Source organism: Amycolatopsis sp. NPDC034160 (assembly GCF_055575355.1).
This window is the reverse complement of the sequence record NZ_JBVISU010000001.1, coordinates 921204-940587: the sequence shown is the minus strand read 5'-3', so window position 1 is coordinate 940587 and position 19384 is coordinate 921204. Positions and strand designations below refer to the sequence as shown.

General features: G+C 68.3%; 20 protein-coding genes. 5 read left to right on the top strand and 15 right to left on the bottom strand.

Annotation, left to right across the window (positions count from 1 at the left end):
- Window positions 1–117 precede the first annotated feature (117 nt).
- Window positions 118–954, top strand: coding sequence for a (2Fe-2S)-binding protein (locus tag ACZ54P_RS04635; protein WP_465460147.1), 837 nt, complete (start codon window positions 118–120; stop codon window positions 952–954).
- Here the strand turns inward: ACZ54P_RS04635 and ACZ54P_RS04630 are convergent.
- Entirely contained in the window at window positions 951–1532 is a 582-nt protein-coding gene (locus ACZ54P_RS04630) for a TIGR03086 family metal-binding protein (RefSeq protein ID WP_465460146.1), read from the bottom strand. The two genes, ACZ54P_RS04635 and ACZ54P_RS04630, sit on opposite strands and share 4 nt — an antisense overlap.
- Window positions 1533–1599: 67 nt before the next feature.
- Here ACZ54P_RS04630 and ACZ54P_RS04625 point away from each other — a divergent pair, with 67 nt between their 5' ends.
- Complete coding sequence (locus ACZ54P_RS04625) at window positions 1600–2421, top strand: AraC family transcriptional regulator (protein WP_465460145.1); 822 nt, start codon at window positions 1600–1602, stop codon at window positions 2419–2421.
- A gap of 31 nt (window positions 2422–2452) precedes the next feature.
- Here ACZ54P_RS04625 and ACZ54P_RS04620 read toward each other — a convergent pair whose 3' ends face one another.
- On the bottom strand, window positions 2453–2806 hold the full coding sequence (locus tag ACZ54P_RS04620) for a histone-like nucleoid-structuring protein Lsr2 (protein WP_037318336.1): 354 nt from the start codon (window positions 2804–2806) through the stop codon (window positions 2453–2455).
- Window positions 2807–2957: 151 nt separating this feature from the next.
- Entirely contained in the window at window positions 2958–4469 is a 1512-nt protein-coding gene (lysS, locus tag ACZ54P_RS04615; protein WP_465460242.1) for a lysine--tRNA ligase, read from the bottom strand.
- Window positions 4470–4567: 98 nt separating this feature from the next.
- Between lysS and ACZ54P_RS04610 the strand changes: the two genes are divergently transcribed.
- Both ACZ54P_RS04610 and ACZ54P_RS04605 read left to right on the top strand, forming a co-directional pair.
- Window positions 4568–5341, top strand: coding sequence for a class I SAM-dependent methyltransferase (locus ACZ54P_RS04610; RefSeq protein WP_465460144.1), 774 nt, complete (start codon window positions 4568–4570; stop codon window positions 5339–5341).
- Window positions 5338–6102: a class I SAM-dependent methyltransferase gene (locus tag ACZ54P_RS04605; RefSeq protein ID WP_465460143.1), complete on the top strand. Its 765-nt coding sequence runs from the start codon at window positions 5338–5340 to the stop codon at window positions 6100–6102. Before ACZ54P_RS04610 ends, ACZ54P_RS04605 begins: the two co-directional genes overlap by 4 nt.
- A gap of 66 nt (window positions 6103–6168) precedes the next feature.
- Here ACZ54P_RS04605 and ACZ54P_RS04600 read toward each other — a convergent pair whose 3' ends face one another.
- The 7 genes from ACZ54P_RS04600 to ACZ54P_RS04570 form a co-directional block, all read right to left on the bottom strand.
- Window positions 6169–6948, bottom strand: a complete 780-nt coding sequence (locus ACZ54P_RS04600) for a type III pantothenate kinase (protein ID WP_465460142.1) — start codon at window positions 6946–6948, stop codon at window positions 6169–6171.
- A gap of 4 nt (window positions 6949–6952) precedes the next feature.
- Window positions 6953–7447 (bottom strand): aspartate 1-decarboxylase, encoded by a 495-nt coding sequence (gene panD / locus ACZ54P_RS04595; protein ID WP_076155888.1) that lies wholly within the window; start codon window positions 7445–7447, stop codon window positions 6953–6955.
- 13 nt (window positions 7448–7460) lie between these two features.
- Complete coding sequence (panC, locus tag ACZ54P_RS04590) at window positions 7461–8369, bottom strand: pantoate--beta-alanine ligase (protein WP_465460141.1); 909 nt, start codon at window positions 8367–8369, stop codon at window positions 7461–7463.
- Window positions 8366–9280 carry a Rossmann-like and DUF2520 domain-containing protein gene (locus ACZ54P_RS04585; protein WP_465460140.1) on the bottom strand — a complete coding sequence of 305 codons (915 nt, stop codon included), beginning with the start codon at window positions 9278–9280 and terminating at the stop codon, window positions 8366–8368. Before ACZ54P_RS04585 ends, panC begins: the two co-directional genes overlap by 4 nt.
- Before the next feature lie 147 nt (window positions 9281–9427).
- Window positions 9428–10597: a PrsW family intramembrane metalloprotease gene (locus ACZ54P_RS04580; protein WP_465460139.1), complete on the bottom strand. Its 1170-nt coding sequence runs from the start codon at window positions 10595–10597 to the stop codon at window positions 9428–9430.
- Between the two features lie 125 nt (window positions 10598–10722).
- Window positions 10723–12900, bottom strand: a complete 2178-nt coding sequence (locus tag ACZ54P_RS04575; protein WP_465460138.1) for a DUF6779 domain-containing protein — start codon at window positions 12898–12900, stop codon at window positions 10723–10725.
- 69 nt (window positions 12901–12969) lie between these two features.
- Window positions 12970–13431, bottom strand: coding sequence for a DUF3180 domain-containing protein (locus ACZ54P_RS04570; RefSeq protein WP_465460137.1), 462 nt, complete (start codon window positions 13429–13431; stop codon window positions 12970–12972).
- Window positions 13432–13491: 60 nt separating this feature from the next.
- Here ACZ54P_RS04570 and ACZ54P_RS04565 point away from each other — a divergent pair, with 60 nt between their 5' ends.
- The gene (locus ACZ54P_RS04565) at window positions 13492–14433 is read left to right on the top strand and encodes a MerR family transcriptional regulator (RefSeq protein WP_465460136.1); all 942 of its coding nucleotides are present in this window, start codon (window positions 13492–13494) and stop codon (window positions 14431–14433) included.
- 50 nt (window positions 14434–14483) lie between these two features.
- On the opposite strand, the gene folK is transcribed toward ACZ54P_RS04565, so the two are convergent.
- The 5 genes from folK to ftsH are packed head-to-tail and all read right to left on the bottom strand — an operon-like array spanning window position 14484 to window position 19229.
- Window positions 14484–14978 carry a 2-amino-4-hydroxy-6-hydroxymethyldihydropteridine diphosphokinase gene (gene folK, locus ACZ54P_RS04560; RefSeq protein WP_465460135.1) on the bottom strand — a complete coding sequence of 165 codons (495 nt, stop codon included), beginning with the start codon at window positions 14976–14978 and terminating at the stop codon, window positions 14484–14486.
- Window positions 14975–15382 (bottom strand): dihydroneopterin aldolase, encoded by a 408-nt coding sequence (gene folB, locus ACZ54P_RS04555; RefSeq protein ID WP_465460134.1) that lies wholly within the window; start codon window positions 15380–15382, stop codon window positions 14975–14977. Before folB ends, folK begins: the two co-directional genes overlap by 4 nt.
- Window positions 15375–16217, bottom strand: coding sequence for a dihydropteroate synthase (folP, locus tag ACZ54P_RS04550; protein WP_465460133.1), 843 nt, complete (start codon window positions 16215–16217; stop codon window positions 15375–15377). The genes folB and folP overlap by 8 nt, the downstream gene beginning before the upstream one ends.
- Window positions 16214–16831, bottom strand: coding sequence for a GTP cyclohydrolase I FolE (gene folE / locus ACZ54P_RS04545; RefSeq protein WP_465460132.1), 618 nt, complete (start codon window positions 16829–16831; stop codon window positions 16214–16216). Before folE ends, folP begins: the two co-directional genes overlap by 4 nt.
- Window positions 16797–19229 (bottom strand): ATP-dependent zinc metalloprotease FtsH, encoded by a 2433-nt coding sequence (ftsH, locus tag ACZ54P_RS04540; protein ID WP_465460131.1) that lies wholly within the window; start codon window positions 19227–19229, stop codon window positions 16797–16799. The genes folE and ftsH overlap by 35 nt, the downstream gene beginning before the upstream one ends.
- Window positions 19230–19384: the final 155 nt, after the last annotated feature.

The window sequence follows — 19384 nt, the reverse complement described above, 5'->3', positions numbered from 1 at the left end:
CGCTGAATACCCCTTGTCCGCTGAGCGCGAACATGACCGATCGAGGAGAGGGACACCCGACCGGAGTAGTCACGGACCGTGTATAAGGTTAGGCGTACCTAATGAAGGGAGGATCGTATGGGGCATCTGCGGTCCTCTCTAGCGCTCGCGCCGTCCGAAGACGGCCTCCGTGCCTCGATCTCGAGGATGCCCGAAGAGGCCGGGCTCCGCAGCGCGGTGCCGGAGGACGAGCCGGGCTGGGTCCACTGTGCCGACCTGCTGGGTGAACCGGCTCGTCTCGTTCGCTGGCGGGAGCGCCTCGGCGGCTGGCTGGCCGAGCGGTACCCGGAGGCGGCCGGGATACCCGAACGGATCCCGGCGAGCTGGATCCTTTCCTGGTACCTGCACGTCCCGGCGCTCGCCGGCGCGATGCTGCTGCACCACGAACGCCGTGTCCCGTCGCTGGCGCCGTCGGCGCTCGCCTTCCGGATCGGCGGCGACCGGCCGCATCCCGATTCGGTCGCCGTCCTCGGTGACCGGTTCCACTGCCTGCCGACCGATCCGGGTTCGGCGCGGCCGGGAGCCGTCGCCGTACCGGACGAGCGAACACTGGCGACCGTGCTGCGCGGCCGGTTCGTCGCACACGCGAACCGCTTCATCGACGTCTACGGGCCGCTGACGAGACTCGGACGGCGGCAGTTGTGGGCGGCCGCCACGGACGCCCTCGACAACGCGCTGTGGTCGGCGGGACGGCTGGGCGGGACCGCGGAGGCCGAGGGCGCCGGGGTCGCGGATGCCGCGCTGGTCCTCGAATCGCGGTTCCCGCCACTCACGTCGGCGTCGAAACTGCGGCTGGCCGAGGGTGCCGACGGGCGCCGCGAGTGGACGAGAAACCGCGAAAGCTGCTGTTACAACCATCTGTTGCCCGCGGAATCGGAATGCGGCGGTTGTCCGCGAATCCGGGAAAAGGGTTAACGCTTCCATCCCGGGTCACGGCCCGAAGCGCCCAAAGCGCGTTCGAAGGTCGACGCGTCTTCCGCCACGGCCACCTCTTCGCCGTAGACCTTCATCGCCCGCGCCTGCTCTCCGATCTCCAGCGCGATGGCGTGGACGGCTTCAGCGACTTCAGGGCGGACGGTGAACTCCGCGCCGGTCGCCTTGGCGAGATCCCAGCCGTGGAAGACGAACTCGTCCAGCACCATGTACCCGGCCATCGACGCGGGCATCGGGCTGTCACCGAAGGTGGTCTGCCCTTGCCACGCCTCGGGCGCCCCGAAGACGTCGACGAGCCGCGCGGTCTGTTTCTCGATGTCGCCGAGCCATCCGTCGCCGACGAGCGCCGCCTCCGCCTCACCGGAGGACACCGCGGGCGGCACCGTCTTGCGCCCGGCGGCTTCGAGCCAGGGACCCCAGTAGAGAAGGTGGTTCAGCAACGCGCGGACGTCGTATTCGGCGCACGGGGTGCGCGCGGCGAGATCGGTCTCGCCGATCCTCCGCAGGACGGCGGTGAACTCGGCGGCGGCGGGGGCGATCAGGGCAGCGTGTTCGGACATACGGGCATGAGTACCCGGAGACGGGCCGAGCCGTCTTGTAAAAACGCGACACGGTTACGTTGAGCGGATGAGCGGGCATCGGATCCCGGCAGGGATCGTCAACGCGCGGGAGGCGAGCGCGAAGTTCAGCCTCGTCCGGCATCCGCCCGCGCCGGAACTGCGCCCGTTCGTCGATCACCACTGGGTGCTGCGCTGGGAGCTGACCGGCCATGACCCCCATGAACAGCCGGTACTGCCGAATCTCGCGGTCAACGTGACGTTCTTCCGCGACGCGGCAGGCGCTTACGGGCCGGGAAAACGGCCTTTCCGCTACGTCGTCGACGGCGTAGACCAAGGTATCGGCGTGCGATTCCGGCCAGGGGCTTTCCGGGCATTCCTCACCGGGCCGGTCACGATGATCTCCGGCGGTTCCGTTCCACTCACCGATCTCTTCCCTGGCGCCGCCGGAGTGACGGAATCGGTACGCAATGCGACGAACGACTTCGAAATGGTTCGCGTCGCGGAGGAACTGCTCCTCGCGAAACGCCCCGTCCTCACCCCCTCGGCACGGACGGCCATCGAAGCGGTGGAAACAATCGCGGGCGATCCGGCCATTACCAGGGTCGGCGAGTTGTCAAGCCGAACAGGTCTGTCTCAGCGAAGCCTGCAACGACTGTTCGCCGAACACGTCGGCGCCGCCCCCAAATGGGCGATTCAGGTATACCGGTTGAACGAAGCGGCGGCACGGATCGCTGCCGAGGAACGGCCGGACTACGCGAAACTGGCGCTCACGCTGGGCTATAGCGACCAAGCGCACTTCACCCGGGATTTTCGCTCCGTGACCGGATGGGCGCCCACCGAGTACGCCCTCTTGAACCGTGTACAAGAACAAGAAAACCGCCGGGAATAGGTTCCCGGCGGCTTGAGGGTCAAGCAGACCTTCAGTTCTTCTTGTGGTACGCCTCCACGACCTCGGACGGGATACGTCCACGGTCGGAAACCTGGAAGCCGTTCTTGCGGGCCCAGGCGCGAATGGCCTGGTTCTGCTCACGGTCCACGGTCGCGGGGCGGGCGGCGGCCTTCACGCCGGCGACCGGACGAATGGCGGTGCGCTTACGGCCACCCGCGCGGCGGGCGTGCTCCACATACTGGGCCAGCGCGTCACGAAGCTCTTCCGCGTTTTCCGCGGAAAGGTCGATCTGGTAGCTCACACCGTCCAAACCGAACTCGACGGTCTCTTCCGCCTCGCTGCCGTCGAGGTCGTCAACGAGCGAGACGAGCACCTTCTGTGCCATCTGTTTCCTCCTGCTGGGGGCTTACACGAATGATCTGGTACGGGGCATGCCCCGGACAGAAGACTTTGTCTAGCGACATTAATACCCGCTACCGACACATAATGCAAATCTTGTTTACGAGAACGATCGAGGTATCTGTCACGCGGACGGGTTATTCAGGTCGGACGAGCGGGAACAGGATGGTCTCCCGGATACCAAGACCCGTCAGCGCCATCAGCAACCGGTCGATCCCCATTCCGACACCACCGCTCGGCGGCATTCCGTACTCCAGCGCACGGAGGAAATCCTCATCCAGGTTCATGGCCTCACTATCGCCCTGCGCACCCAGCCGAGCCTGTTCCACCAGACGCTGACGCTCTACCACGGGATCGACCAGCTCGGAGTATCCGGTTGCCAGTTCGAAACCGCGTACGTACAGGTCCCACTTCTCCGCAACACCCGGCTTGCTGCGGTGTTGCCTGGTCAGCGGGGATGTCTCGACCGGAAAATCACGGACAAAAGTAGGTTCGTGAAGATGATCGCCGACGAGGTGTTCCCACAGTTCCTCGATGAGTTTGCCGTGCCCTAACTTCGGGTCGAACTCCAGCTCTCGCGCTTCGGCATAGGAACGGAGCTTGTCCACCGATGTCTCGGGAGTGACCTCTTCCGACAACGCCTCGGACAACGACTCGTACATTCCGAGTGTGGTCCACTCGCCGGACAGGTCGTACTCCGAACCGTCGGCGAGAGTGACCACCTGGGTACCGAGAACGTTCTGCGCCGCCTCCTGGATGAGCTGCCGCGTCATCACCGCATTGGAGTCATAGGTCGCATACGCTTCGTAGTACTCCAGCATGGCGAACTCGGGCGAGTGGGACGAGTCGCTGCCCTCGTTCCGGAAGTTCCGGTTGATCTCGAAGACCTTCTCGATACCGCCGACCACGCAACGCTTGAGGTACAGCTCCGGCGCGATCCTCAAGTACAGATCGAGGTCGAAGGCATTCGAATGCGTCACGAATGGCCGAGCCGCGGCACCCCCGTGCAGCGTCTGCAGCATCGGGGTCTCGACCTCGAGGAATCCTCGACCGTGAAACGAGTCACGCAGGGAACGCAGCACACCGGCGCGGGTACGGACCACGTCCCTGGCCTTGGGACGCACGATCAGATCGACATAACGCTGCCGGATCCGCGTTTCCTCGGCCAGCTCTTTGTGTGCCACCGGCAGCGGGCGCAATGCTTTCGAAGTGATCCGCCACGAGTCGGCCATCACGGAAAGCTCGCCGCGCTTGGAGGTGATGACCTCGCCGGAGACGAATACGTGATCACCGAGATCGACATCGGACTTCCACGCGGCGAGCGCGTCCGCGCCCACCTTCGCGAGGCTGATCATCGCCTGCAACTCCGTGCCATCGCCTTCACGAAGACTCGCGAAACACAGTTTGCCGGTATTGCGCATGAACATGACCCGGCCGGTGACACCGACGATCTCGCCGGTGGCGGTGTCGACAGGAAGGTCCGAATGCTTCGCGCGTACTTCGGCAAGCGAGTGCGTCCTGGGCACCTCGACCGGATACGGATCGATACCCTCCGCGATTATCCGGTCGCGCTTGTCCCGGCGCACCCGCATCTGTTCCGGCAGGTCTTCGTCGGGGCTCACGCCCTCGGATGCGGGGATTTCAGTCATGGCGCACAGCGTACGAACCCGCCGCTTCCCTACGCCAACCGGATTACCTTTTCCGGCTCCGGCGCGGCCGGTTTTTCTCTCCATTAACCTCAGATCACGTGAACTCATCCACTCCCGGCATCGAAGCCGAACTGCACGCTCGCCGCGCCGCCTCGTTCGGCGCGAAGGCGGCCGCCTATGCCGCGCACCGGCCGGACTATCCGGAAAAGGCACTGGCCTGGGGGCTGGCGGGCGCGAGGAGAACGCCGGAACGGGTCCTCGACCTCGGCGCGGGGACCGGCAAGCTCAGCCAAGGGCTGCTCGCGCTGGGCGTCGCGGTCACCGCGGTCGAACCGGACGCGCAGATGCTCGAAGAGCTCACCAAGGCGTGCCCGGCCGTGACGCCGCTCATCGGGACCGCCGAGCGGATTCCACTGCCGGACGCGGCCGTGGACGCCGTGTTCGCCGGGCAGGCGTTCCACTGGTTCGACCTCGACCGGGCCTATCCGGAGATCGCCAGGGTGCTCAAGCCGGGCGGGGTCTTCGCCGCGTTGTGGAATCACGACGACGTGTCGGTGGGCTGGCTGGCGGAGTTCAACAAGCTGATCAAGACCTCGGTGAGCAGGCGCTGGCTGAGCGACTACGAATCGCTGCCGGAACACGAGGCCTTCGAGCCGTTCGAGAAGGAGACTTTCGGCCACAAACAGCCCAGGACGGCGGAAAGCCTGGTGGAAACACTCGCCACCCATTCGCACATGCTGGTGGCCCCGGCGGAGGAACGCGAAGCCAAACTCGGCCTGGCACGGGAATTCCTCGACCGGAACCCGGAAACCGCCTCGGGGGAATTCGACCTTCCGCTCACCACCAAGGTCTTCCGGACGCGGCTTCGATGAACACCGACTGGAAGGCCACGTTCACCGCGACGTTCGGCGCCCCCGCCTCCGCGGTGTCGGCGGAGATCTGGGCCGAGGTGTACGGCGACGACTACCCCGCCGAACTGGACACCTACAGCTTCGTGACCCGGACCGACCTGCACCGCATCGCGGCCGAAGCGCGGTTGGAGCCCGGAGGACGCCTGGCGGACATCGGCTGCGGGCGCGGCGGGCCCGGGCTGTGGGTCGCCGCGCGCACCTACGCGACGCTCACCGGCGTCGACATCGCGGAGACCGCACTGGCTTCGGCGCGACGTCGTGCCGAAGCGATGGACGTCGAAGCGGCCGAGTTCCAGGTCGGCAGCTTCTCGGACACCGGTCTGGACGACGCGTCGTTCGACGCGGTGATGAGCGTCGACGCGTTGTTGTTCGCGCCCGACAAGGAGCGCGCCTTCACGGAGTTCGCCCGGATCCTCGTGCCGGGCGGGCGGTTGCTCGTCACGACGTGGGACTTCGACGGCCGGCCCGAGAACCGGCCGCCGCAGGTGCCCGACCACCGGCCGCTGCTGGAGTCGGCCGGGTTCGAGGTCCTCTCTTACGAGGAGACGCCGGACTGGCGGGCACGGCAGCAACGGACCGCGGAACTGTCGCTGGAGCGCGCGGCGGAGTTGGCGGCGGAATCCGGCTCGGATCCGGCGAAACTGCGGGCGAGCATCGAACTGATGCTGCGGAACCAGGACCTGATGACGCGGCGGGTGCTCATGATCGCCTCGCGCCGCTGACCCCGACCACCCGCGTTTAGTCCTCTGAATGCGGTAGTTGCGCACGCAAGGACCGCATTCAGAGGACTAAACGCGGTGGTTGCGGTCGTAGACCAGGCGCAGGCCCAGTAGCGTCAGATCCGGCACGTGCTCGGTGATCGTCTCCGACTCCTCCAGCACCAGGGGCGCCAGGCCCCCGGTCGCGATCACCGCGACCGGGTCCGACCCGTCCGGCGAAAGCTCGCGCTTGATCCGCTTCACCAGGCCGTCGACCTGGCCGGCGAAGCCGTAGAGGATGCCGGATTGCAGGCATTCCACGGTGTTCTTCCCGATCACCGACCGCGGCGGCACCAGTTCCACCTTGCGCAGCGCCGCGGCCCGCGCGGCCAGGGCGTCGACGGAGATCTCGATCCCGGGGGCGAACGCGCCACCGAGGAACTCGCCCTTGGCGGAGATGGCGTCCACATTGGTCGAAGTCCCGAAATCCACCACCACACAGGCGGTGGTCGGGTGCAGATGGTGCGCGGCGAGGGTGTTCACCAGCCTGTCCGCGCCCACCTCCTTCGGATTGTCGACCAGGAGCGGCACCCCCGTGCGCACCCCCGGCTCGATGACGATCTTCGGCAACCTCCCGTAATACCGCGAAAGCATGACGCGCAGCTCTCGCAATACGGCGGGAACGGTGGACAGCGCGCTGATCCCGGTGACCGTGTCCGCGTGCGTGCCGAGGAGCCCGCGCATGGTCAGCGCGAGCTCGTCGGCGGTGATGCGCGCGTCGGTGCGCATGCGCCAGTCACCGATCAGCGTGGGCCCGTCGTAGAGCCCGAGCACGATATTGGTGTTGCCGACGTCGACCGTGAGCAGCAACGATTCAGCTTTCGGCGTGCAGCAGCGCGTCGAGACGGCGGGCGTCGGCGGTTTCGGCGACCGGGAAGGTCATCGTGTCGTCGTCGGCCAGCGTCACGGTGCCGCTCAGCAGTCCGGAACCCTCCGGCGCGTGCCCGGGGTTGGCGCCCTTCTCGACGATCCGGTTGTCCGCGTCGACGAAGATGACCCGGGGGCGGAACGCGGCCGCCTCGGCGTTCTCCATCTGCGCGTACGAAATCAGGATCACCAGATCACCGGGGTGCACCAGATGCGCCGCGGCACCGTTGATGCCGAGCACCCCGCTGCCGCGTTCGCCCGCGATCACGTAGGTTTCGAGCCGGGCGCCGTTGGTGACGTCCACAATGGACACCTGTTCACCCGGAAGCAGATCCGCCGCGTCCATCAGGTCTTCGTCGACCGTCACCGATCCGACGTAGTGTAGATCGGCCTGGGTGACCGTCGCCCGGTGGATCTTCGATTTCAGCATTGTGCGGTACATCGTGGACTCTCCCTTATTCCCCTGCGTCCAGCGCGTGTTCCGGATGGTCCGCGGCGGCACCGAGCACCACACCGACGTTGTCGATCAGCCGGGTACTCCCCACCCTGGCCGCGATCAGCAACCGCGCTTCACCGTCGACGGGCGCGGGCCCGAGGTCGGTTCCCCTCAATTCCAGATAATCGACCTCGACCGCCGGTCGCGCGGCGAGGGTCTTCCTGGCGGTCGCCAGCACGGCTTCCGCGCCGTCGCGTCCGACGAAGGCACCCGCGGTGAGTGCCGCCGACAACACGATCGCGTCCTCGCGCTGTTCGGGAGTCAGGTAGACGTTGCGCGAGGACAACGCCAGCCCGTCGCGTTCCCTGACCGTCGGCACCCCGATGACCCGGGTGTCGAAGTTCAGGTCACGCACCATTTTCTTGATCAGCACCAGCTGCTGGTAATCCTTCTCCCCGAAGAAGGCGTAATCCGGCCGCACGATGTTGAACAGTTTCGCCACCACGGTGAGCACGCCGGCGAAATGACCCGGCCGCACCGCCCCTTCGAGCTCGTCACCGAGCGGACCGGGATGCACCGTGACGGTGGCGCCGTCCGGGTACAGATCCGACGCCTTGGGCAGGAAGCCCAGTTCGACGCCGTCCTCCTTCAGCACCTCGAGGTCCTTGTCCAGCGGACGCGGGTACGCCTCGAAGTCCTCGCCTTCCCCGAACTGCAGGGGGTTCACGAAGATCGACGTCGCGACCACCGTGTTCGGCAGCCGCTTCGCGCGGCGGATCAGTTCGCGGTGTCCCGCGTGCAGGGCGCCCATGGTGGGCACCAGCGCGACCTTGCGGCCGACCCCGTGCAGGGCACGCGTCACCTGGCTCACCTGTTCCGGCGGCTGGAAGGTGTGCAGCGTGCCTCGGGCGAATTTCGGTGTGGTCACTGGTTTTGCTGCCCTTCGGCGGGATCTGCGGGGTCATTGAGGAGTTCGGTGAGCTCGGCGGCGGCCGAGGCGTCCAAGAGCCCGGCGGCGTCGCCGCGCGCCAGCGTGCGCTTGGCCAGCGCGCGATAACTCGGAGCGACGTCGGGACCACGTTCGGCCAGCACCGCGAGATGCTTACGCACGGTGCCGAGATCACCACGGGCCACCGGCCCGGTCAGCGCCCGGTCCCCGTGCCGCAGAACATTATCCAACGCCGCCGACAGCAACGGAGCCACCAGGCGTTCGGGCTGGGCGATTCCCGCTTCCCGCAACAATTCCGCGCAGTCGGCAACCAAGGTCATCAGGTGATTCGCGCCGTGCGCCAACGCCGCGTGATAGAGGGCTCGCGCTTCGTCAGGAACTCGGACGGGCTCCGCACCCATCTCCACGGTGAGCGCCTCACCGACATTCCAAGCGGCTTCGTCACCCTCTGTGGCGGTGACACCGACACTGCAGGTCGCCAGCCTGTCCAGGTCCTCCGTGCGGCCGGTGAAGGTCATCACGGGGTGCAGGGCCAGCGGCAGCGCCCCGGCCTCGGCGGCGGGCGCGAGGACGTCGATGCCGTGCGCTCCGGACGTGTGCACGACGATCTGCCCCGCACGCAGGGAACCTGTCGCGACGAAGCCACGCACCATCCCGGCGAGGGCGTCGTCGGGCAGCGCGAGCAGGACGAGATCGGCGCGGCGGGCGACCTCGTCGGGTGGCAGGAGTGGCACGCCGGGGAGCAATTGCTCCGCTCGGCGTAGCGAAGCGTTGGAAAGGCCCGAAGCGGCGACGACCGTGTGCCCGGCCCTCGTGAGGGCGGCGCCGACGACGCTGCCGACCCGGCCCGCGGAAACGACACCCACGGCCAGGCGAGCGGGCCTTGTCATGGCGTGCGCCAGTGGACGCTCATGGTCGAAAACTCCTCAACTCGTTCCAGTCCCGCTCGGTGGTCGCGGGTACCAGACGACGGCGCGAGAGTAACCCTCGAGCCCGTGTCTGAAACGACCGTCGTGACCAGCTTCACCTGACCGAGGTCACCTGCGGGGAGCGGCGTCCGCCAGCCGTACGGCCTCGGCGCGCGAGGTCTTGAGCATCCGCAGCAGCTCACGCTGCCGCTGTTTCCCCTCGTCGGTGAGTTTCCGGCCGCGGCGCAGGAAGGCGAGTTCGGTCACGCTGGCCTGATAGCGGCCGACGGCCTTCGCCGCGTCCCGTCCCGACTGCTTCCGCGCCTGCTTCCGCCACGACCGCCGTCCGGACAGGCTGGCCAGCAGCGGCACTTCCGACGGCGCGATCCAGCGCGCGTCGACCATCATCGGCAGCGCGGCCGCGACGATCCGCTGCTCGCGGCGCCGCTGCATGACCACCACCGAGAAGACCCCGATGAACAGCGGCACCATGATCAGGAAGTAGACGTTCAGGAAGGTCTTGGCACCACCGAGGAGCGCGGCGCCGTTCCAGAGCGCGTGCAGCAGGACTGCGACGACGTAGCCGCCGATCGGCGCCAGTATCCGCAGGGAGCGCACCTTGCTGCTCGCGGCGATGCCGAGCCCGATCCCGGTCATCACGGCGAACAGCGGATGTGTGAACGGCGAAAGCACCCCACGGAGGAAGAACGCCGCGAGCACGCCGGCGCTCGTGCCGTCACCGAAGCCGTGCTCGGCGAAGGCGCGGCCGAAGTAATAGATGTTCTCGGTGAAGGCGAATCCGGCCGCGGTGAAGCCGGCGTAGACGATGCCGTCCACGACGCCGTCGAACTCGATCGGACGGCGCCACCACAGCAGGAGGATGAACGCGGCCTTCGCGGCTTCCTCGACCAGCGGCGCGGAGACCAGACCGCTGATCTTGCCGCCCGCACCGGTGCCGAGCAGCAGGTCACCGACGGCCTCGGCACCACTGTTGAGCAGCAGCGCGATGATCGTCGCGACGCAAGCGCCCCAGACGAAGGACAACAACAGGAGCTTCGGCGGTTCCGGTTCCCAGCGGTCCACCCACAGGAACGCCGTCACCACCACGCCGACCGGGACGAGTGCCGCGAGCACACCGATCGTCACCGCGGGCAGACCGACCTTCGCGGTCACCGTGCCGAAGACGAACAGCCCGCACAGCGCGACGGCGATCAGCCCGAGCACCGGCAGCAGCACGGTGATCGACCGAGACCGGCGAGGCCGGTCGAGACCGGGTGCCGGGGAGGAAGGCTCGCTCACAGCGGGTCACCCTACCGTCGGTACGGGACACGAGCGGGACGTGGAGTTGAAGTCCGCGGCAGTACCCGACCACACGCGTGAACCCGCTGTCTCGATTGCGGTCGCGGGTTCACCATCTGGCGGGGTCAGTCCTCTGCGCGCCGCCTGCGCCGCGGTGTGGACTCGTTCGCGCCGTTGGCGGCGAGCAGGTCCATCACCGATCGGCCGGAGGCGTGCGAACCGGCGGCGGACGTTTCAGGCTCGGGACGGCTGTGCGACGACCCGTTGCGGGACGGCGCCTCGTCGTCGGGCTTCGCTCGCTTGCCACCGTGACGGCCGCCTGTCTCGGCCGCGGCGCTCTGCCACGCCGGAGGCTCGCCATCCGGACGGCGGCGACGGCCACCACCGGTGGGCTCCGCCACGTTGGGGGCGGGCGTGAGGGAGGTCGAGGAGTCCTCAGCTGCCCGGCGACGACGTCCGCCGGGACGGCTCTGCATCGCGCGGACCTCTTCGGGCAGCGTCGGGTTGACCGCGGGCGGCTCCTCGCCGCCGCCACCGTGCCGCGAAGGCGTCTCGGCGGCCGGAGGGCGCACGGGTTCGGGCTCCGGCGGGCGCACCGGCTCGGCGCGACGCGGCGGCGGCTCGGACACGATCGGGATCGGCAGAGGAATCGACAGGGGGGTCGGGGGCTCCGGCTCGCGGCGAGGCTCAGGGCGCGACTCGGGACGCGGCGGAGGGTTGGTGGCCTGAGGCCTCGGCAGGGAGGCCGACGACTGGGGCTTCGACGGCGGGGGCTTCGACGGCGGGGTGGGGCGCAGCCGGTCCTGGAAGTCGTCCTTCCTGGGGAACGCGGCGCTCAGATCGGAGACCGGGCGCTCCTGCGTCCACGACGGCTTCCACTCGCCGGTGGCCTCCATCGGCTCCGGCTCGGCGGCGGGCTTGTTCACCGGCGGCGGCGTGCCACCGGCCGGACGCGGCCGTTCGACCGGCTTCATGCCGGGCCTGGTCAGGCCGAGCTCACGATTCGGCCGGGGACGGTCCGGCTCGACCTTCTTGACCGGCTTCGCCTGCGCAGGGGGCTTCACCGGTGGAGTCTGCTTGCGCGTCTGCTCCTCCGGCCGCGGGGCGGGCGGACGCTGGACGGTGCCGGCGTCGAGACGCTGCTGCAACGAAGGCTGCTGCGGACGTCGCTGCGGCTCCGGGCGCTGGGCCTCTTGACGCTGGGCTTCCGGTCGCTGCGGCTCCGGGCGCTGGGCCTCTTGACGCTGGGCTTCCGGTCGCTGCGGCTCCGGACGTTGGGGCTGCCTGCCGATGGCAGGCATCGACGGCTGCGAGACCTCGGCGCGTGAAACGCCCGGCATCGACGGGCGGGACACCTCGGCCGGGGTCACCGGTGGCGGGGTCTTGCGCTTGGCGTCGACCCTCGGCATCGGCCGGGAGACCTCGGCGGGCGACATACCGGGGTTGGACAACTCGAGCCGCTCGCGACGGGCGGCTTCGGCTGCGAGCGCCTCGGCGGCCTTCGAGGCGCGGGCGTCCGCCTTGCGCATGCTGCGGCGAGTCGATTCGTCGACCGGCTTCGGCCGCGGGACCTGGTTGCTCTGGCCGTAACCGCCGCCGCCGTTGTTCGAACCGTTAGTTGCGCCGTTGTGGCCGTTGAGCTGACCGTTCGACGGCTTGCGGCGCGCGGCGGGCGGCGTACCGACACGGGCGGACGCGGGTTCGAGGACGCGGTCGATCAGCTCGGTCGGGCGGTCTCGCCCGCGGTCACGGTCGTCCACGTCGATCGTGGTGCCGTTGGCGGCCATGAGCTGGGGTTTGCCGTTGCCGTTGTCGGAGCCCGCGCTCATCAGCTGCTTGTTGTCGAGGGACCGCATCCGGGTGGCCTGCGCGGTGAGCGCGACGCGTTCGAGGAGGACCTCGCCGCCGAAGAGCGACTGGAGGCTTTCACGCAGGGCGCTCACCTCGGCTCTGAGCGCTTCGAGCTCGTCATGGGAGCGGCTCTCGGCGGCCTGCCGGGTCTCCGCTTCCATCTCCAGCTCGAACTCGCGGCGGGCGGCGATCTCGCGTTCCAGCTCCAGCTCGTAGACGGCCTGCGCCTCGGCGACGGCTTCTTCGCTCTGTGACACGTGCTTGCGGTAGCGGACCGCCAGGAAGGCGCCGATCAAGGCGGCCCACAGCGCCGCGACGATACCCAGCCGCAAGTAGCGGAGGTCGTCGGAAAGCACCAATGCGAGAGTCGCGCCGACGGCGAGAACCAAGCCGACGACAAGCCACGGCCTACCCGCAAGGCGGCCGCGCGAGTCGTCACCCACCCCGGTCATGCCCAACACCGTACCTTCTAGTAATCCGAACGAGACCTAGTCGGTACTTCGAGCGGCGCTTCTCGAGCGTTAACCGGTCGGCTCGGGATCGGGGCCCCGATCACCGCCCTCGGGGGTCCGGCAGCAGTGTTCGAGCCACAAAGCCGCAGCTACCAGGGCCACCGAGCTGACGATCCCGACCGTCGCCGAACGGAGGTCACCGCTCGCCGCGAGGAGTTCGTCACGTCGCGGAAAAAGATACGCGAAAGCCGCCAGCCAGACACCCGTCATGGTGGATCCGGCGAGCGAAGACGCCTTCGCGAGTGCCACCGATCGGGCGACGGAGATCGCGGCCAGCACCCGGCCCTCTTTGATCCGCGAACGGATGATGAAGGCGAGCACGACCTCACAGAGCGCGAGGACGAGCAGCGTCATTCCCGCGAAGAGCGGAAGCGCGGGGATGGAGCCGTAGGCGACCTGGAAGAGCAAATAGGCCAGGACCAAACCCAGTAGGCCGGCCACCGCCAGCTCGCGTGGCCGGGTGAAGTGCATGAGACAACGCTACCTGGCAGGCTTGACTCTCCACCAACTGGAGAGTCGAACATGAAGCACATGGGCACCGCAGCGGTTTTCACCATCGGGGAGCTGGCCAGACGGACCGGCCTGCCGGTGAAGACCATCCGCTTCTACTCCGACGAAGGACTCCTGCCACCGACCGACCGCACCGATTCCGGCTACCGCCTCTACGACGCCACCGCGATGGCGCGTCTGGAGCTGGTCCGGACACTGCGGGAACTCGGGCTGGGTCTCGCCGACGTGGAGCGGGCGCTGACCAGGGAAGCGACCATCGGCGACCTCGCCGTGCAGCATGTCGCCGCCCTGGACGAGCAGATCCGACGGCTGGAATTACGCCGGGCGGTCCTGCGAGCGGTGGCCAAACGGGACTCACCACTGGAGGAGGTCGAACTGATGAACAAGCTCGCGTCGATGTCGGACGAAGACCGCAAACGTCTGCTGGACGAGTTCTGGGCGGACATGGTCGAAGGGCTCGAACTGGATCCGGAGTTCTACGAGCGGATGCGCTCGGCGAAACCGGAATTGCCCGACGACCCGACCCCGGAGCAGCTGGAGGCCTGGATCGAGTTCGCCGAACTCGTCCAGGACGAGGAGTTCCGCGCGTCCATCCGCCGGATGAGCGAGTGGCACTCCCACCTCCGCGAGGAGGACGGGGCCGACTTCGGCCAGAAGCAGCAGCAGCTGTGGATGGCGTGGAGCGAGAAGGCGTCCGAAGCGCTCGAAGCCGGCATCGCGCCCGACTCGGCGGAAGGCCGGGAACTCGCCGAGACGATCTTCGCGGAGTCTTCGCGGAACGGGCGGGACTCGAACGACCCCGCCTGGCGGAAGCGACTGACCGACGGGATGGCGATCAGCATGGACCCGCGCGCCGAGCGCTACTGGTTCCTGCTGGGGAAGATGAACGGCTGGCCGTCGTTCCCCTCCCAGATGCCGCAGGCCGAATGGATCATCGCCGCCCTGCGCGCCACCCTCGCCTGAGCCGCATTTCGTCCTCTGAATGCGGTAGTTCGTGGCACCAACCACCGCATTTAGAGGACTAAACGCAGGGAGGTCGGGCGGACGGAGTCGCGGTCCGAGGCGGGGCGGGCGGCGAGGAGGTCGGCGACGGGACCGTGGCCGGAGAGTTCTGCGTCGGGCTGGATCTCCAACCACGGGATCAGCACGCTCGCACGTTCCGGCGTGCCGGGATGCGGGAGCAGCAACCGCGGATCGTCGGAACGCACCCCGTCCACGGTCACTATGTCGACATCCAGCGTGCGCGGACCCCAGCGGAGTTCGCGCACGCGCTCCGCCGCCTGCTCGGCGGCCTGTCCGGTGCGCAGCCAGTCCCAGTGATCACGCGCCGGGTCGTCGACCAGCACGACGGCGTTGAGGAAGTCCGGCTGGTCCTCCACACCCCACGCCTTCGTCTCGTAGACCGACGACACCGCGACGACCGCGGGCCGGACGGCGTCGACGGCCGACTGGAGGAACGCGAGCCGATCCCCCAGGTTGGAACCGAGCGAGAGGAGCGCGCGGCTCATCGCTCCCGCCGTCTCGGCTCGCGCCCCGTGGGCGCGTTTTCGGCAGCGCGCGCAGAAAACACCGTTACGGCGACGTCGTCGAAGTTCAGCGGGATCGGCGCGGACGGCTTGTGCACCGTCACCTCGACGGCGGTCAGCCGCTCGTCCCGCAGGACCTCTTCGGCGATCTTCCCGGCGACACTCTCGATGAGGTCGTACGGTTCACCGGCCACGATCCCGGCCGCGAGTTCGGCGAGTTCGCCGTAATGCAAGGTCTTGGTCAGGTCGTCGGACGCGGCGGCCGGGCCGAGGTCCAGCCACACGACGATGTCGACGACGAACTCCTGCCCGTCTCGCTTCTCGTGATCGAAGACCCCGTGCCTGCCGAAGACCCGCAGACCGGTCAGCGTGATGCGATCAGACATCGGGACTCCCCTTCCGCCAAGCGGCCGCGACGGTCACGGCGTCCAGACTGGCGCCGACCTCGTGCACCCGGACACCCCACGCGCCCGCCGACGCGGCCAGCGCGGAGACGGCGGCGGTGGCATCCTCCCGGCCGTCCGGCGGAGCGGGCTTTCCGTCCTTTCCGGACAAAAGGCGACCGAGGAACCGTTTGCGCGAAGCACCGACGAGCACCGGAAAACCCAACGACAAAAAGGAACTCAGGCCGTTCAACAGCGCCCAGTCATGTTCGGCGTTTTTCGCGAACCCGAGTCCCGGATCGAGCACGACGGCACCCGGGTCGACCCCGGCAGCGATCGCTTCGTCCACTCGGGACAGCAGTTCGGCGCGAACATCCCCGACGACGTCCTCATAGGACGCCAGCGCGTTCATGTCCTTGCTGTGCCCGCGCCAGTGCATCAGCACCCACGGGACACCGGCCTCCGCGGCGACCTTCGCCATGTTCGGATCGGCCAACCCGCCCGAAACATCGTTGATCACCGACGCGCCCGCCTCGATCGCGGCGGCCGCGACCTCGGCACGGGTGGTGTCCACGGACATCGCGAGACCGTCCACCGCCAGCGAACGGATCACCGGCAGGATCCGGGAAATCTCGGTCTCGGCGTCCACTCGGGACGCACCCGGCCGCGTCGATTCCCCGCCGACGTCGATCAGATCCGCCCCGCGCGCCCACATCTCGTGCGCGTGCTCCAACGCCTGCTCGACCCCGAGATAACGGCCACCGTCCGAAAAGGAATCCGGGGTGACGTTCAGAATGCCCATCACCGCGCACCGACCCGGCCGGGGCAGGGCGTTCATCGACGGCCCTTGATCAGGTCCAGCGCCTCCGCCCGCGAGGACGCCGAAGACTGCAGCAGCCCGCGCACGGCCGACGTCGTCGTCCTGGCACCGGGTTTGCGGATGCCGCGCATGGCCATGCAGAGATGCTCGGCCTCGACCACGACGATCGCGCCGCGGGGGTTGAGCTTGCGCATGAGCGCGTCGGCGACCTGGGAGGTGAGGCGCTCCTGGACCTGGGGGCGCTTGGCGTAGAGGTCGACCAGCCGGGCCAGTTTGGACAGTCCGGTGACCTTGCCGTGCTCGTTGGGGATGTAGCCGACGTGGGCGACGCCGTGGAAGGACAGCAAATGATGTTCACAGACCGAAAACATCGGGATGTCCGTCACGAGCACGAGTTCTTCGTGCGCCTCGTCGAACGTGCGGTCCAGGACGTGGTCCGGTTCGGTGTAGAGCCCGGCGAACATTTCCCGGTAGGCGCGAGCGACCCGGGCCGGGGTCTCAAGGAGACCGTCCCGGTCCGGGTCCTCACCACAGGCGAGCAGGAGTTCGCGTACGGCTTTCTCCGCCCGGTCCTGGTCGAAGACCGGGCTCGCGCCGTTACCGCTTGGTGTCGTCCTGTCCGTCGGATTCACGCCGTTGTCGTCCTTCGTCCTGCTGCTGACCGCCGGGCTGGCCGGGCTGGTCCGCGAACCAGCCGTCACGCGGGCGGTCTTCGGCGGGACGCCAGGGCTGGCTCGGCTGGCCGCCCGGCTGGGTCGCCGGGGTCCATCCGGGAGGAGCCCCGTAGTTCGGCGGGCCGCCGACGGGCCCACCCTGGTAACCACCTGCCGGACCGCCCGGCTGCTGACCACCATATGCCTGCGGCCAGTGGGCGGTGCCGTTCGGCCCACCGTTCGGGCGGCCACCGTTGGGGTGCGCGCCCGGCTGCGGCGGAGCGTAGGGGTTGGCGTTCGGATCCGGCGGCGGAACCGGGGCGCCGTACGGCGGACCACCGGGGAGGTCGCCGCCACCCTGCGCGGTGCCGACCGGGGTCGGCGCCGGCTGCAGCACCGGCTGCTCCTTCTTCTCCTCCGGCGGCGGCCACGGCTCGCCGCGCTCCATCGCCAGCTCGCCGGGGGTCTTGATCGGCGGCTTGTCCGACGGCTTCCGCTCGCCGAACTCGTTGAAGATGGTGATGTGCGGGCGTTTCTCGACGGTCGCGAAGATCCGCTCGAGGTCCTTGCGGGTCAGCGTCTCCTTCTCGAGGAGCTCGATGACCAGCTCGTCCAGCACGTCGCGGTAGGTGCTCAGCACGTGCCACGCCTCGGTGTGCGCGGTCTCGATGAGCTTGCGCACCTCCTCGTCGATCTCGTGCGCGACCTCGAGCGAGTAGTCCGCCTGGCGGCCCGCCGAGCGGCCGAGGAACGGGTCGCCCTGCTCCTGGCCGTACTTGACCGCGCCGAGGCGGGCGCTCATGCCGTATTCGGTGACCATCGCGCGGGCGATCTTGGTCGCCTGCTCGATGTCGGAGGAGGCACCGGTGGTGGGCTCGTGGAAGACGAGCTCCTCCGCGGTCCGGCCGCCCATCGCGAAGACCAGGCGCCCGATCATCTCCGAACGGGTCATCAGCTCCTTGTCGTCCTCCGGGACGAGCAGGGCGTGACCGCCGGTGCGTCCGCGCGGCAGGATCGTCAGCTTGTAGACCGGTTCGATGTCCGGCATCGCCCACGCGGCGAGCGCGTGCCCGCCCTCGTGGTAGGCCGTGATCTTCTTCTCCTTCTCGGAGATGATCCGGCTCTTGCGGGCGGGGCCGCCGACGACGCGGTCGACGGATTCCTCCAGCGCGGCATCGGTGATCACGTGCCCGTTCTCGCGGGCGGTGAGCAGCGCGGCCTCGTTGAGCACGTTCGCGAGGTCGGCGCCGGACATGCCGACGGTCCGCTTCGCGAGACCGCTCAGGTCGGTGCCCTGCGCGATCGGCTTGCCCTTGGCGTGCACCTCGAGGATCGCCTTGCGGCCGCGCATGTCCGGTGCGGACACCGGGATCTGGCGGTCGAACCGGCCGGGACGCAGGAGCGCCGGGTCGAGGATGTCGGGGCGGTTGGTCGCGGCGATCAGGATGATGCCGCCGCGCGCGTCGAAGCCGTCCATCTCGACGAGGAGCTGGTTCAGCGTCTGCTCGCGCTCATCGTGGCCGCCGCCGAGGCCGGCGCCGCGCTGGCGGCCGACCGCGTCGATCTCGTCGACGAAGATGATGCAGGGCGCGTTCTGCTTGGCCTGCTCGAACAGGTCGCGGACCCGCGAGGCGCCGACACCGACGAACATCTCGACGAAGTCGGAACCGGAGATCGTGTAGAACGGCACGCCCGCCTCGCCGGCGACGGCTCGGGCGAGCAGCGTCTTACCGGTACCGGGCGGCCCGTAGAGCAGGACGCCCTTGGGGATCTTCGCGCCGAGTGCCTGGTAGCGCGCCGGGTTCTGCAGGAAGTCCTTGATCTCGTACAGCTCTTCGACGGCCTCGTCCGCGCCCGCGACGTCCCCGAAGGTCGTCTTGGGCATGTCCTTGTTGAGCTGTTTGGCCTTCGATTTGCCGAAGTTGAGGACGCGGTTCCCGCCGCCCTGGGCGTTGTTCATCATCCACATCAGCAGGCCCAGCACCAGCGCCAACGGGATGGCGAAGATCAGGATCTGGGTGAGGACGTTCTGCTGGGTGACCTTGGTGGTGAACTTGACCGGGTTGTCACCGTTCTTGAGGCCGATGAGCTGCCCGTAGACGGTGCCCGCGACGTTCGCCGGGTATTGGGCGATGATCTGGTCGACCTGCTGGCCCTCGACCTCGATCTTCTTGTTCAGGAGCAGCTTGATCTGCTGCTCCTTGTCCTCTTGCGAGGCTTCCTTGACGTTGTTCGCGGTGATCTGCTGGTTCGCGACCGAGATCGGCACCTGGGTATAGCCACGATCACTGTCGAAGATCGTGTTGTACGCGAGAAACGCCAGTACCGCCGCGAGAATCCAGAGCACTGGGTTCTTGAGCACGCTCTTCCGGTTCATACGACTCGGCCCTGGTGGCCTCGACCCTTCCTGGTTGGGCGGCTGCTGTGATACCCGCCATCATGATCTTGACGACCCATGGTGCTCCGACACCCACCCCTCAGGATACCGCCCGCCTGGACGGACGAGGGCGGTGAGCCTCTCGGACGTCAACG

Excerpts from the sequence above, each read along its gene's own strand:
- ACZ54P_RS04635 (WP_465460147.1), top strand. The coding sequence starts at position 118 with ATGGGGCATCTGCGGTCCTCTCTAGCGCTCGCGCCGTCCGAAGACGGC.
- ACZ54P_RS04630 (WP_465460146.1), bottom strand. The coding sequence starts at position 1,532 with ATGTCCGAACACGCTGCCCTGATCGCCCCCGCCGCCGCCGAGTTCACC.
- ACZ54P_RS04625 (WP_465460145.1), top strand. The coding sequence starts at position 1,600 with ATGAGCGGGCATCGGATCCCGGCAGGGATCGTCAACGCGCGGGAGGCG.
- ACZ54P_RS04620 (WP_037318336.1), bottom strand. The coding sequence starts at position 2,806 with ATGGCACAGAAGGTGCTCGTCTCGCTCGTTGACGACCTCGACGGCAGC.
- lysS (WP_465460242.1), bottom strand. The coding sequence starts at position 4,469 with ATGACTGAAATCCCCGCATCCGAGGGCGTGAGCCCCGACGAAGACCTG.
- ACZ54P_RS04605 (WP_465460143.1), top strand. The coding sequence starts at position 5,338 with ATGAACACCGACTGGAAGGCCACGTTCACCGCGACGTTCGGCGCCCCC.
- panD (WP_076155888.1), bottom strand. The coding sequence starts at position 7,447 with ATGTACCGCACAATGCTGAAATCGAAGATCCACCGGGCGACGGTCACC.
- ACZ54P_RS04585 (WP_465460140.1), bottom strand. The coding sequence starts at position 9,280 with ATGACAAGGCCCGCTCGCCTGGCCGTGGGTGTCGTTTCCGCGGGCCGG.
- ACZ54P_RS04575 (WP_465460138.1), bottom strand. The coding sequence starts at position 12,900 with ATGACCGGGGTGGGTGACGACTCGCGCGGCCGCCTTGCGGGTAGGCCG.
- ACZ54P_RS04570 (WP_465460137.1), bottom strand. The coding sequence starts at position 13,431 with ATGCACTTCACCCGGCCACGCGAGCTGGCGGTGGCCGGCCTACTGGGT.
- ACZ54P_RS04565 (WP_465460136.1), top strand. The coding sequence starts at position 13,492 with ATGGGCACCGCAGCGGTTTTCACCATCGGGGAGCTGGCCAGACGGACC.
- folK (WP_465460135.1), bottom strand. The coding sequence starts at position 14,978 with ATGAGCCGCGCGCTCCTCTCGCTCGGTTCCAACCTGGGGGATCGGCTC.
- folB (WP_465460134.1), bottom strand. The coding sequence starts at position 15,382 with ATGTCTGATCGCATCACGCTGACCGGTCTGCGGGTCTTCGGCAGGCAC.
- folP (WP_465460133.1), bottom strand. The coding sequence starts at position 16,217 with ATGAACGCCCTGCCCCGGCCGGGTCGGTGCGCGGTGATGGGCATTCTG.
- ftsH (WP_465460131.1), bottom strand. The coding sequence starts at position 19,229 with ATGAACCGGAAGAGCGTGCTCAAGAACCCAGTGCTCTGGATTCTCGCG.